Raw genomic sequence first — 14143 nt, 5'->3', positions numbered from 1 at the left:
GCATGTGAACACGCTCATCAACACGGACAACGCGTTCTCGCGTGCCCTGACACCCCCGGAGACGGGGGAACCCGAAACCGAATAACGGAGGTCCACTGCCATGGCCATGACTGCTGCCGAACTCGTCGCCTACCTCCGCCTCGACTCCCGCGGGTTCACGAAGGACATGCAGGCCGCCGAACGCACCATGCGGTCATCGGACGGGAAGTTCCGTGACTGGGCGAAGGGCATGGGGCAGACCGCCGCGGAGACCGTCACCGGTGGCGCTGCGGCGACCACGGCCCTGGCCACGAGCGTGTTCAAGACTGGCGCCGAGTACAACACGCTGCAGCAGTCCTCCCGTGCCGCCCTGAAAACGATCATGGGTGGCGGCGAGCAAGCCAACAAGCAGATGGACAAGTTGGACGCGTTCGCTAAGAACTCCCCGTTCTCCAAGGCCACGTTCATCAAGGCGCAGCAGCAGCTCCTCGGCTTCGGGATGACCGCGAAGGACGTTGTCCCCACCCTGGATGCGATCCAGAACGCTGTCGCCGCGACCGGTGGATCCAACGAGGACATCGCCGAAATCTCCACCGTCCTGGCCCAGGTGACGGGTACCGGCAAGATCACCGCCGAAACCCTCAACCAGCTCGGATACCGGGGCATCAACGCCGCCGACATCATCGGCAAGGAGATGGGCAAGTCCGGCAACCAGATCCGCGAGTCCATCACGAAGGGCACCCTGGACGCCGATAAGGCCATGTCCGCGCTCACCACTGGCATGACCAAGCGGTTCGGTGGCGCCGCAGCCGGGGTAAAGGAGACCATGACCGGTGCTGCGGACCGTGTGAAGGCGGCGTTCCGTGACGTCGGCTCCCACCTGGCTGCCCCGTTCGTGGACCCCAAGGGTGGCGGCATGGCTGTCACCTGGTTCAACCAGTTCGCTGACGTTGTCCGTGCGGTGGAGAAGAAGGTCAAGCCGACCGTCGACATGCTCATGGGCCGCTTCAACCCGGCCTTCCAGAAGGTGTCTGCGGTCCTGTTGGATGCGAAGGACGCGGTGAACGCGTTCGACCTCCGCGACCTGGACAAGGCGTTGGACAAGGTTGGGCAGTACGCTCCGGCTATCGCTGCGGTGTCTGGTGCGCTGTTCACGTTGGGCACGAAGAACATTCCCGTGATTGGTGGGCTGGCGTCCGCGCTGGGCCCGATCCCTGCCGCGCTCGCAGCCGCCTCTGCCGCGTCCCCGGAGATGCGTGCCGCCCTCGGCGACCTCATGGAAGCGCTCAAGCCGCTCATCCCCGTCCTGGTGGACCTTGCTGAGGACTCCATGGGTGTGTTCACCACGGCGGTGGAGGGTGCCGCAGGCATCCTGGAAGCCATCGTCGGTGTCGTTGGTCCCACTGTGGAGGCGTTCAACGGTCTCCCCGACCCTGTGAAGAAGACCACGCTGGCGATCCTCGGGTTCGTGGCTGTGCAGAAACTGTTCCCAGGCTTCACGACCGCTTTCGGGCGCATGGGGTCCGGCGTCCTTGGGCATCTCAAGGGTATGGGCGACAAGATCGGTGCCGTCCCTGGTGCTTTCCGCGACTGGAAGGGTGCCGTCTCCGGCGCTACCGGATCGTTGGGCGACTTCCGTTCCGCGACGTCACTGACCGTTGGCGCGATCGGCAATGGTGCCCGGAAGGGCCTTATGGGTGCCGTGGGCGGCCTCACGTCCTTCCTTGGCGGACCCTGGGGCATCGCACTCATGGCCGCAGGCACAGCCCTCACACTGTGGGCGAAGCAGCAGCAGGAAGCGAAGCAGCGCGTCCAGGAGATCACAGACTCGCTGGACGAGCAGACCGGTGCGATCACCGAGCAGACCCGATCTGTCACAGCGAAGCACATCGCGGACGCCATCGGCGCGGACAACATGAAGGAATGGGGCGTGTCCGCAGTGGACGCGACCCTCGCCGCCGAGGGCAACGCCGACGCGATGGAACGCGTCATGAAGGCCACCGAAGGGCAAGGGTCCGCGGTGGGTTTCTGGACCGGCATGTGGAACGGCGCCACCAATCAGCAGGACAAGAATGTCACTGTTCAGACGAAGGTCCGCGAAGCGATCGAAGCCACCGGCGCGGAGATCAAGAAGGGCAAGGAAGACAAGCAGGCCTTCATCGACGCGGACAAGGCCGCAGCAGATGCCACGTCTGAGGCGGAGCGCGCCCAGATCAAGTTCAAGGAAGCCCTGATCGCGGCTGGGGATGCAACGAAGACGGCGGAGGACCGCGCCAACTCGTTGAAGACCGCCTTGGACATCCTCAAGGGCGGGACCGTCCCTGTGGAGGAGGCGCAGCGCGGCGCAGCGGCGTCCGCACGCAGCCTCGCCGGATTCTTCCGCGAGGGCAAGGCCGAGTCCAACAACTTCCTGAACGGGCTGATCAACCTCAAGGACGGCACCATTGCCCAGTCCGACGCAGGCGACCGGCTGACCGGACTGTTGGACACGCAGCGAACCAAAATGCTGCAGGCCACGCAGGCGGCCTACGACAACGCTGGCGGCAACAAGAACGCCGCAGAAGCAACTGCCGCAGCCAAGGCCGAGTACAACCGTCAGTCTGCCGCACTGCAAAAGGTCTACAAGAAAGCTGGCCTCTCCAAGGAGCAGATCGACGCGCTCAACAAGAAGTACCTCGACACGCCCGAATCCGTCATCACGAACATCGCGTTGTCTGGCAAGGGCGAGTTCGAGGATGACGTCGATTACCTGACCCGCACCCGACAGATCCTCTTCCAGGCGACCCTCAAGCCGGGTTCGTTCATGGCGGACGTGCAGGGCCTCATCAACCAGTCCACTGGTGCGGTGAAGCGTGCGGAGAAAGGCCGAGGTTGGGGCGTGTTCAAGCCCGGCTACGGCGGCACGCCGAACTACTTCGGCGGCATCGACGTGAAGGGTATGGCCGCTGGTGGTGTCACAGGGTCCAGTATGTCTGTGGCCCAGATGGTGAAGCCCGGCGACATCCGCTTCGCAGGGGACCGCTCCGACGTCGATGAAGCCTGGATCCCGTTGGACGGTTCCAAGCGGTCCTGGAAGATCCTCTCCGAAGCACTCAAGCGCATGCCCGGCCAAGGCATGGCAGCCGGTGGTGTCACCACTGGTGGGAAGACTGCCGGTAAGGGCGTCGCCGCGACCGTCACCCCGCCGAAGGTTGATGGCGTGGAAGCGCCGGACACCGCGCTGCTCACGGACACATGGCAGGACGCCATGCTACGGATGCTGACCTCCACCGAGACAGCATTCCAGAACATCCAGGACGACACCGCCACCGGTACGACCGCAGCAACCACGGCCACCCAAACCGCCGGCAACGCCCAGGTGAAGTCCACGAAGACCTCGCAGGCATCACAGACGGCCACCACGAAAGCGCACAACCAGGCCAGGGTAAAGTCCACCAAGACAGCCACCGGGCAAGAGGCCGCGGCAACCCGCACGGCCATGACGACCATGGACCGGCAGGTCGGGTCCTCACTGTCACACATGCGGTCAGTGAACTCGACCATGTGGGCGACCATGGCGGCCACCACGCGCAAATCCTCCGAAGGCATGCGGGCCAAAGCCACCGGCCAGTTCTCCGCCATGGCCAGGGAACTCGAGTCAACCCGGTCCGGCCCTCTGGCGTCCACGTTCTCCGCCCTGTCGGAGACGCTGCGGGACCGGATGCCTGCCGCATTCCGTGCAGGTAAGGAATCCTCCGCGACCGCGTTCGCAGGCCTCGGTCCGGCAGCCAAGGATCCTGTCTCCTACATCGTGAACACGGTGTACAACTCCGGCATCCGCGGGGTCTGGAACAAGGTCGCCAACGAGTTCGACAAGAAGAACACGCTCCCCGAGTACCACCCGTCAGGGTTCTACACGGGCGGCTACACCGGTGACGGCGGGAAGTACCAGAAGGCGGGCGACGTCCACGCGGGCGAGTACGTGTTCCGGCAGGAAGCCACCCGCAAGCTCCGCAAGACGTACGGGCTCTCCGGCCTGGACCACATGAATCGGACCGGTGAACTCCCCGGCTACTCGGACGGCGGATTCGTGCGACCCGTCCGTGGCGGATCGTTCTCGTCTCCATTCGGTGTGGCACGTGCTGGCGGCAAGCATATGGGTCAGGACATTGCGCTCGGTGCTGGCAACCCTATCGTTGCTGCCTTGTCCGGTGTCGTGAAGGCTGCAGGATGGAACGCTGTTCCCGGACGCTCCGGAATCGGTGCGCTGCTGGGCCACGCGAAGAACCAGAACACCTACTACGGGCACATGTCCAAGATCTTCGTGGACAAGGGCGACAAGGTGAAGGCAGGCCAACGCATCGGCCTAGTCGGATCCACCGGCAACTCTACCGGACCACACCTGCACTTCGAGTTCTGGAACGGCAACTCCAACTGGAAGTCCCCCATCAACCCGGCCTCCCTCCTTCGTGGCGGGAAACTCCCCAAGGGTGGCGCGGCTGGCGGGTACGACCTCGGTGACCTGTTCGTGGACCCGGAAACGTACACGAAGCCATTGGAAGCGTTGAAGGAGAAGCTGGCCGGTGCTGGCGCTGGGCCGTGGGCGACCATGGCGCAGGGTGTCGGCAAGAAGATGATCGACACGATGACCGGGTGGATCACCGACAACATAGACTCCGCTGGCGGTGCTGGCGGGTCCATGGGTTCCCCGGACGGTGCCGGTGTTTCCCGGTGGCGTGGCCAGGTGAAGAAGGCGCTGGCAGCGAACGGGCTCCCCACCACTGGCCCGTACGTGAACGCGTGGATGCGGCAGATCAAAACCGAGTCTGGCGGAAACCCTCGTGCTGTTGGCGGCACGGACGGTCTAGCCGACGGTCGGGCGACTGGCCTGCTGCAGACGAAGCCTGGCACGTTTCGGGCGCACGCGTTCCCTGGTCACAAGGACATCTTCAACGGCTACGACAACATGCTCGCCGCGATGCGGTACGCCAAGGGCCGCTACCCGAACATGCTCTCGGTGATCGGCCACGGTCACGGGTACAAGTCGGGCACGTCCAACGCCGCACCCGGCTACCACTGGGTAGGTGAGCAGGGGCCAGAGCTGATGCGGTTCAAGGGTGGGGAAACCATCCGGAACAACAACCGTTCCCGGACCATCGCGGCCACCCAGTCGAAGCTCACCCGCGGCGACGCCAAGTTGATCGCCCGAGAGCTCGCTTCGGCGATCCCGGCTGGTGGCGACCGGTACACGATCAACGCCCAACGCGACAGTGGTGCAACGGAGATCGCTGACGCGATCCGGTTCCGCACCCTGCAAACGAGACGGAGGTAAGGGCCACATGATGATCAGGTTCGGGGGTGTCACCATTGGTGGTGGCGCCCCACTCCGCCTCAAGACGTGGGAGCCACCAGTCACGGAGCTCCGCACCGACTATCAGGAACGCCTCAACCGTGACGGACTCCTCGCTTCCCGCGACTGGTTAGGTTCCGCGAACTGGCAGTTCACGGTCCGGGTGAAGAAGGAAGGTCTGGCGGCCGCTCTGGCGGAGGCGGCCCGACTTGAGAACGCGTGGAAGAAGGCGTCCATGCGCGACTCCACCACGGCGGCACCGTTGGACTATTCGTTCGACGGGGTCGCATGGCAGCGGGTCTATGGCCGGCCTGCGGCGTTCGCTGGGATCACCCCGGACTTCGTCGCATCCCTCGGCCTGGGTTTGTTGGATCTGCAGTTCACCCAGTTGGATCCCCGGCACTACAGTGCCGCCGAGCATCAGGCGGTGATTCCGGTGGCGCCTGCGTCGTATGGCGGGATTATTGCCCCGTTGGTGGCGCCGATTACGACGGTGGCCTCTGGTGTGCCGCGTGCTGGGTCGATTGATAATGCGGGTGATTTGCCGTCTCCGGCGCGGGTGGTGTTCAAGGGGCCGTGTAGGAATCCGGTGTTGACGACGGATGCGGGTTACAAGATCGGCTACGTGGGCAGTATCGCTTACGACCAGACGGTGACCCTGTCCGCGTGGGATTCGACGGTGATCAAGTCCCCGCCGCGTGCATCGGTGGCCGGTGATCTGGACCGGCGTACCCGGTTGTCCCGGCTCGTGGTCCCCGCCGGTCACAGCGAATGGTATTTCGAGGCGACCGACCAGACGGGCACCGCTACGGCGACCGTGTACTGGCGGGACTCGTTCACAGCAATGCAGCACTAACGACAGGAGCAACAGCATGGAAGTCCACGGCTATTTCACGAACGAAGCTGTCGAGCAGATCCGGGCCATCGTCCGCGAGGAACTGGCCGCGCAAGCTGAGCGCGAGAAGGCCGAGCGGGAGCGCAAGCCCGGGGAGCTGGTGCCGGTGGTCAAGGCCCTGGCAGAGAGCCTCGCCGAGTACGAGCGCATCTCGGTATCAATCCTGATGACTGGCAGCGAGGAGTAAGCACATGGCAATGGATAATGTCCCGTGGCTGGTGGAAGAGGCCGGGGTAGCGCACCCCTCAAGCTCGGCTAGGACGTTGGCGTGGGCGGCGACTGGTGGGCAGCGCGGCGTCATCGGGTCCGCATCAATGGCCGTGGTGCCGACGAGTGTGCCTGGCCCGAATGTGATGGTGAAGGCCGGTGGCGCGGTCATCCCGTCCACGTATGCGGGCGCGAAGCAGGAAACGTATATCGTGCGGAATCGCACGGCGACCACCCTCCCGATCGCGGCGACTGGTTCTGCTGGTGGGCGCACGGATGCGATCATCGCCCGCATCGACGACACGGGCATGACGGGTGTGCACCCGGACGATGTGCAAGCGTACGACTACGCCAAGGTGGAGGTCATTCAGGGTGTGTCGGCTGGGGTCACGGACGTGGACCAGTTGGGCCTCGCGTACCCGGCGGTGCTGTTGGCGAAGGTGAAGCTTCCCGCGTCCACGGGCACGGTCACCGCCGCGATGATCACGGACCTGCGGAAGATCGCGTTGGCGCGTGAGGAAACCGTGCAGTACCCGCGCCCGCTGGTGAAGGGCGACAACACGGGCAACGACCTGGTGCTGACGTCCACGCAGTCGTATCCGAAGGGCGAGTGGTGGCCGAACACGGGCGGCGAGGATGACGACGGCCTGCAGTACGTGGACTGCCCGCGGTGGGCGACCCGCATGCAGATCCGGGCCGAGTGGTTGTCGGTGAAGATGCCGAAGGGTTCCTCGTGGGGGTCGGTGTGGGTGTCGTGGGGGCCTGGCGCTGGTTCGTCTACGCCTACCCGGTCTACGCAGGCTTTCCGGTGGGATGCTGATTCGGCGTCGTCGCAGCGCGTCACACTGACGGTGGTGGACGAGGTCTATATTCCCGCCGCGCTGAGGGGTACCCGTATCGCGTTTGTTCTCAGGGGTAACCGGATGCCGGTCGCGAATGAGATCATCGCGGCCCCGTTCTTGGATGCGGTGTCGGGCATCAACCTTGAGGTGAGGTTTTTGGAGCGCCCGGACACCGACGACCAGGCCGACTAGGAGGCGTGATGCGTGTTCATCTTGGACGCCCGTTGTCTGGGTTGTGGCTGGATCATGAGGTGCCGGTGCTGAGCGTGGAGACCACGGAGACGTTGAACGGCCCCGGCTCGATCACGGTCACGGTCCCCTCCGACTACCACCGCCGAAAGGCCACGGACGGGCACACGTTCATCCATGAGTGGGGATCCATCCTCGTGGTGGAGGACGACCAGGACCGCATCATTGCGACCGGCCTGGTGGACCAGGTGACGCCGGGCGACACGGTGACGACGGTGGAAGCGGGCGGCATCAGCATGGTGCTGACCGGCTGCCCGTACAAGGGCAAGTCCCGCAGCCTGATCAACGCGCCGGTGGCGAACGTGGCCCGCGTCCTGGTGGAGGACTATCAGGGTTATGAGGCGTCCGCGCTCGGCATCACCGTGGTCGGGTCAGTTCCGGGCGTGACGGTGGGTGTGGACGCGTCCGCGAAGTGGAAGGAAGCCAATGCCCGCTACGTCCAGGCGCGGAAGGCGTTGGAGTACGCGAAGAAGCGGCAGGCGGACCAGGACGCACGGGTCAAGTCGCTGTGGGTGTCGATCTTTCACCAGTGTGGCATGTCCAAGATCGGGAAGATCCGCAAACGCAAGAGCGCACCAACCACTGAACTGAAGACGACCGTGTGGATGGACACCTCGACGACCTCGAGGACGTTGAAGTCGTACAACAGCAAGTCTAAGGCGTGGGTGTCCCGTCCTACCGCGACCACGACCTATGGGCAGTGGGAGGCGGCGAAGCGTGTCCTGGCGAAGCTTAAGAGCCTCACGCGGGTGGAGAAGACCGCAGCCGACAAGACCAAGGAATGGTTGGACGCACGCAGCGAGGAGGCTGCGCAGCCGTTCTTGTTGAACTGGTGGGACACGCAGGACATGTCCAGTGTGCTCGGTGATCTGGTGACGGCTGGTGCCGAATGGGTGGAGGAATCCGCCTGGGACGGGCAAGACATCAAGCACTCGATCCGGTTCCGCAAGCCCGGACAAGTCCGCCGCGACGACCTCCGATTCGAGGTCGGCGTGAACATTCAGGACCGCCCGGAAGTCGGTTGGGCCGATCCGTACACGGGCGTGTTCGTCCTCGGTGCAGGTGAGGGCTCGAAGACGGTCCACGCGTCCTCTGGGTGGGATGCGGGGGGCCGTGTTCGCCGCGTGAAAGTGGTGTCGGATCAGGATCAGAAGTCCACGGCAGCGGTGCAGAAGCTTGCGGCGTCGGAGCTGGCGAAGATCAAGAAACAGACCGGCGTCACCATCACCTCGATTACCGTCACGGATCACCCTTTCGCCCGCTGGCAGTCCTACGGGGTTGGCGACATTATCCGTGTGATTGGCCCGGTTCAGGGTGTGGGCGATGTGGACGTGTGGTGCCGCATCACCGAACGCACGATGACGGGGAGCACGGACAAGGTGACACTGACTTTGGAGGCGACAGAATGACCGAGCAGCGACGCGACCTGAGGGCGGTGGAGTACTTCGTCAACGAGGTCGCCACTCTCAAGACTGAGGTCCGCAAACTCCAGAGGGCGGCACGGCTGGGCAACGCGGCCATCGACGCGGGCAGCCTGACGATGAAGGATCAGGACGGGAACCCGGTGGCCGTGTGGGACACGACCGGTGGCGCCCTGTCGGTCACGTATCCGTCCGGCCCGACCCCCGCCACCCCGACCGCACCGGCTGTGGTTGGTGTGTCTGGTGGTGTGGTGGTGCAGTGGGACGGCACCTACTCGGGCGAGCAAGCCGCGCCAACGGACTTGGCCGGGGTACACGTGTACGCGCAGCCCGCGACGGGTGTGGTGTCCGATGATGAGGATGACCCCGTGGACCCCGACCTCGTAGACGAGGACTGGGCCCCTGACCTATCCACCCTGGTGGGGACGACCCGACCCGACGGCGGGACTGTGTCCGCGAACGTGGACCCCGGCGAATACGAGGTGCGCCTCGTCGCCGTGACGCTGGCTGGCGTGCAGTCGGAACCGACCGCACCAGTCACGGTGACGGTCCCGGCGATCCTGGACGACCCAGAAGTAGACGCCGCCCTAGTGGAGCTGGACCAGCAGCTTGCAGACGCAGCCGTGGATTTGGCTCGCGTCTCCGGGCTGTACACCACGTCCACGGACGCACCAACGGCAGCCGACGGGGTGGACAAGCCCGACGGCGCCTGGTGGGTCCAGTTGGACGGCACAGGCGCGCAGGTCGCAACGTGGGCATGGTCAGAAGCAACCGGGGCATGGGTGAAAGCACCACTTACGCCCGAGCAGATCCCCGCGTTGGACGTCGGGAAACTGGTGGCATCATCCGCAACCGTAGACACGGCGGTGATCAACAAGATTTGGGCGGGCATCCTCACCGTACGCAACATCATCGCCGACGCCATCAACGGTAAGACGATCACAGGTACCACGATCTTTGGTGGCCTAGTTCGGGGTGCGACGTTCGCGCTCACTGGGGCAGGTACCGCACCGGGCGAAGACGACAGCGACGACTCCGGTGATGACGGCAACGCCAACACTGGCGGGTCCAGCACGACCGACCCGACCGCCCTGGACGATCTCGGCGTCATCATCACCAACAACGCAGATGGCCCCTTCATTGGCTTCACGACGTCACGCCAGGGTGGGGCGGTGGACGGCAAGCTCGGGTCAATCCGGGCCGTAGACGGCGACACGTCGAATCCGGACAACAATATCCCGTATAACCGGCCTGCCATCGTGATCCGACCACCAGCAGACGCCACCTACAAGAACAAGTCCCCGTTGATCCTGGTCGCTGGCCCGTCAGGGTCGAAAGGCATCCTCGACGTGGGCACGCACATGGTCCTACGCGGCGAAGTCCTATCGTTCAAAGGCGGCACCACCAGTGGCCTCACCAACCTGGTGAACATTCGCGTGCTCAACCGCGACACATCATCCATCCCGAACGTGGCCGACCGCGCCACGATCATCTCCCAGGGCGTATACAACCGCTCCTACACGGCAACCGCGAACATGATCGTGACACCCAACGGTGCCATCGGGCGCGCCACATCACTATCCGAGTTCAAGCTCGACGTGGAGCCTCTACCCCCGGAACAGGTTGACGCGCTCCTGAACGTCACACCGGTGTGGTGGTTTGACCGTACCGAGTCCGAACAAATGGCCCGATGGACGGAAGCCCACGCCAGACACGACGGGTCATGCGACCACGTGGAAGACGTCCCCTACTCCGTGCGGCGTATCCCCGGCGTGACCGTGGAAGACGCACGCGCAAAGGGTGCAACGTCGTTCATCACGCAGGACGAGAACGGCAACGATGCCGGGTTTGCTTACGACCGCGCCGGAGTCGCACTGCTCGGTGTCGTCAAAGAGCTGCGGGAGACCGTGGCATCGCAGGCCGACCTGATCGCCGACCTCACCGAACGGCTCGAAGCCCTCGAAGCGAAGGAGTAACTCATGAGTAGCATCCCCACAGCGGACGACCTCACCGGCTGGGACCAGGACGATCTGACCGGTCTGGCCGCGCTCATCAGCGCCGAACAGTCCCGACGCCAAGCCGCCGCACGGTACGCGCAGCAGCAGGAACAGGCCCTCACGCAGGCCCGCCTGGACGGTATCGCGCCCACGCCGGTGGATGGTGCCGCCTGGGTGCAACCCATGAGTGCGCTCGACGCATACAAGACCGGTGACATCGTCACCCATGACGGCATCCGGTGGGCGTCACTCACCACGCCGAACGTCTGGACGCCCGGCGTGTCTGGGTGGCGTGGTATCGGGTACGTAGACGGCGGCGACGACGACAGCCCGGGCACCGATCAGCCGATGGAGTACGTGCAACCCACCGGCTCCCACGACGCCTACAAAACCGGCGACCAAGTCACCTACGAGGGCAAGGTGTTCGAGGCGGTCATGGACGGAGTCGTCTGGTCCCCATCCGCCTACCCCGCCGCGTGGAAGCCGGTGGCGTGATGAAACCTCACTGGATCAAGCGTGCGTGGGGCGCGGTGCGTGAGCCTCGGGTCATCACGATCCAGGTGGCAGCACTGTATCTGCTGCTGGGGACGGCTGGCCTGTCCGCGATCATCAACCCCCCGAACTCGGTGGACGGGCCGCTAGGTCCGGCGTACTCGGTGATCTGGGCGTGGTCGATGATGCTGGGCGGGTACGGTGCCGCCGCTTTTACACCCTCTGGTGCGTGGCTGTGGGAGCGGCCCCTACTGATCCTCGTGACGGGTGCGGTGTCCCTGTACCTGTACACGATCATCTCCCAGGCCATCTCCATGTCCGGGACGGGCAACCGGTGGCCGCAAGCGTTGGTGGTGTCGGCCCTGCTGCTGTGGCTTCTCATCCGCTTACAACGCATCTTGCGGGAGCCGTACGAGCCTGGCCGCTAGGAGGTCACCTGTGGAAGAAAACCCCTGGGTGAACCTGCTGGGCATCATCTTCGGCTCGACGACTGTCGGCGTGGCCGTGAACTCGGGCATCCAGAAACTCTCCGGCCGCGCCGAGGCCCGACGCCTCCGCAACCGCGAGATTGCTGAGGCCGCCGCAGAGCAACGCGCAACCGTGGATCGAGCCGAGGACCGCGAGGACTACGAACGCAGATGGCGGCAGATCATCGAATCCGAGAACGCCTCCCTCCGCGTCCAACTGATCCACGCAGGCGGCACACCACCACCACCCCCCGACATCCTCAAACTACTCGGCCCCCGACCATAGGTCAGGGGCCTTTCTCATGCCCAAGGAGGGCAGACATGGCCTGGTACTCCAAGGCATTGAAGAAGAAGATCACCCGGAACTACACGGCCACGAAGACCACGAAGACGTGCATCATCCTGCACACGGCCGCGTCCAATGGTGACTCATTGCACGCCTGGTTCTCCAACCCGTCGGCAGCTGCGTCCTCGCACTTCTACGTGCGCAAGTCCGGCGTGGTGGAACAGTACGTGGACACCGCCCAGGTTTCGTGGGCGTCCGGCGCCGCGAACTCTCGGTCGATCAGCATCGAGACGGAGGGCCTCGGTGACGAGGCTTGGACCACCGCGCAGGTGACCGCCCTGATCGCGTTGTGCCAGTGGATCATCAAGAAGCACCCCGGCATCCCGACCCGGCAGATGGACTCGTCCTCCGCCACGGACAAGGGCATCGGCTGGCACCGCCTCGGATGCGACGGGAATTTCCCGGAGACGGGGATCCTCCGTGGCCGCAACCAACGTGGCAAGGGTGAGTCCTGGTCCAAGGCCTACGGGAAGGTCTGCCCTGGCGATGACCGCATCAAGCAGGTACCCGCCATCGTCGCCGCCGTGGGTGGCCGCAAGGTCAAAGTGGCCAAGGCCAAGCCCGCGACCGCGCCGCGCATGGTGTCGCCGGTGGTCGGGTACCTGACCATGCCCTGGCACGGGTACGCCAACCACGCGGGCATGGACATCGGCGTCAACGGGGTCGTGGGCCGCGAGGTTCGCGCCGCGTTCGCTGGCGTCGTCACCGAGGCCGTCTCGTGGGCCAAGCACGGCAACAAGCAGAGCACGTGGGCGCCGGGCCGCACCGGTAATGGGGTCAAGGTCCAGAACGCGGACGGGGAGGCGCAGGGCTACAACCACATCACGCCCTGCGTGAAGGTCGGGCAGCGCGTCAAGGCCGGTGACGTGATCGGGCACACCGACACCAGCGGGCAGCAGTCCGGCCCCCACCTGCACTTCGAGTGCTGGGCCGACGCCAACAACCACCTATCCAACTACGACCCCCAAAGGTGCTTCGACAAGTACGGGGTCCTGGTCGGTTCGGCGCCCATTATCTCCGAAGTATCGACCACCATAACCAACCCGCCGACCATCCAGAAGGACAACGACATGAAGCTTGCAGCATCCCGCACCCGTACCAAAGACCAGACCGTCGGGGCGGGCAAGACCAAGACCATCAAGCTCACCGACAAGAACGCCATCAGCCTCGGCCTCACCACCAAGGGCACCCAGTTCCGTGCCGACGCCGTCGTACACGTCCAGGGCCTCCCCGGCGACGAGGCCGTGGACCTGCGATGGATCGTCGTGGACTACGCCAAGAACGGCTCCAAGATCGTGCGCTACTACCCCGCCGAACGTGTCATCGGTGCTTCCGGGATCAGCACTGTTACCGGGCACCCGTCCGTCACCTCCGCGACCCCGTGGACTGTCGCCGCCGGCCACACCCTCCGCATCCGCCTGCAAGCCACCAACCGGTCCAAGCGCAACGTCACCATCAGCCAGGTGCGCTCCACCTACGAGAAGAACTGAGGCCCCACCATGCCCACCCAGTACCCCGCATTCCTGCGAACCTACGTGCCCCTGGCCATCGCTGCTGTCGTCGGCTGGCTCGCCACCCTCGGCATCAACGTGTCCGACGACGCACAGACCGCACTCGCCATCGGCATCGGCGGCGTCGCCTCCGCAGCCTGGTACACGCTCATCCGCTGGGCCGAAAAGCGCTGGCCCTGGCTCGGGGCACTCATCGGATCCGCTCAGACCCCAGACGGGTACTCCCGTGGTGTCTCCGACCCGTACGCCACCCAGGCCACACCCGGCCATGTCGGCGACGAGGACGAGGGAGAGCTGACCGACGACCTCGACGACACCGACGTAGACGACACCACCGCAGCGGGTGACGAGGGCGACGAGCAGGAGATCACCGACGACCTCGACGACGAAGAGGACAGCGACACCTAC

Annotated in this window: 10 protein-coding genes and 1 pseudogene; all 11 read left to right on the top strand. The window is 64.9% G+C overall.

Annotated elements, in window-relative coordinates; translation table 11 throughout:
• Positions 1-100: 100 nt before the first annotated feature.
• A complete protein-coding gene (locus tag Q0A15_RS13290; protein ID WP_291280007.1) occupies positions 101-5290 on the top strand; it encodes a peptidoglycan DD-metalloendopeptidase family protein in 5190 nt (1729 codons plus the stop codon).
• A gap of 253 nt (positions 5291-5543) precedes the next feature.
• Entirely contained in the window at positions 5544-6164 is a 621-nt protein-coding gene (locus Q0A15_RS13285) for a hypothetical protein (protein WP_291280006.1), read from the top strand.
• A 16-nt stretch (positions 6165-6180) separates the two neighbouring features.
• A complete protein-coding gene (locus Q0A15_RS13280; RefSeq protein WP_291280005.1) occupies positions 6181-6390 on the top strand; it encodes a hypothetical protein in 210 nt (69 codons plus the stop codon).
• Between the two features lie 4 nt (positions 6391-6394).
• Positions 6395-7444, top strand: coding sequence for a hypothetical protein (locus tag Q0A15_RS13275; RefSeq protein ID WP_291280004.1), 1050 nt, complete (start codon positions 6395-6397; stop codon positions 7442-7444).
• A gap of 8 nt (positions 7445-7452) precedes the next feature.
• Positions 7453-8910 (top strand): hypothetical protein, encoded by a 1458-nt coding sequence (locus tag Q0A15_RS13270; protein WP_291280003.1) that lies wholly within the window; start codon positions 7453-7455, stop codon positions 8908-8910.
• On the top strand, positions 8907-10898 hold the full coding sequence (locus Q0A15_RS13265) for a hypothetical protein (protein WP_291280002.1): 1992 nt from the start codon (positions 8907-8909) through the stop codon (positions 10896-10898). The genes Q0A15_RS13270 and Q0A15_RS13265 overlap by 4 nt, the downstream gene beginning before the upstream one ends.
• Before the next feature lie 3 nt (positions 10899-10901).
• Complete coding sequence (locus Q0A15_RS13260) at positions 10902-11414, top strand: carbohydrate-binding protein (protein WP_291280001.1); 513 nt, start codon at positions 10902-10904, stop codon at positions 11412-11414.
• Entirely contained in the window at positions 11414-11839 is a 426-nt protein-coding gene (locus tag Q0A15_RS13255) for a hypothetical protein (RefSeq protein WP_291280000.1), read from the top strand. Before Q0A15_RS13260 ends, Q0A15_RS13255 begins: the two co-directional genes overlap by 1 nt.
• A 10-nt stretch (positions 11840-11849) precedes the next feature.
• A complete protein-coding gene (locus Q0A15_RS13250; protein WP_291279999.1) occupies positions 11850-12164 on the top strand; it encodes a hypothetical protein in 315 nt (104 codons plus the stop codon).
• Positions 12165-12199: 35 nt separating this feature from the next.
• Positions 12200-13714 (top strand): N-acetylmuramoyl-L-alanine amidase, encoded by a 1515-nt coding sequence (locus tag Q0A15_RS13245; RefSeq protein WP_291279998.1) that lies wholly within the window; start codon positions 12200-12202, stop codon positions 13712-13714.
• A 9-nt stretch (positions 13715-13723) separates the two neighbouring features.
• Positions 13724-14143: pseudogene (locus Q0A15_RS13240) on the top strand (hypothetical protein); the annotation flags it as partial.

Origin of the sequence: Galactobacter sp. (assembly GCF_022712295.1) — a bacterium.
Lineage (GTDB): Bacteria > Actinomycetota > Actinomycetes > Actinomycetales > Micrococcaceae > Galactobacter.
This window is presented reverse-complemented; position numbering and strand designations above follow the sequence as displayed.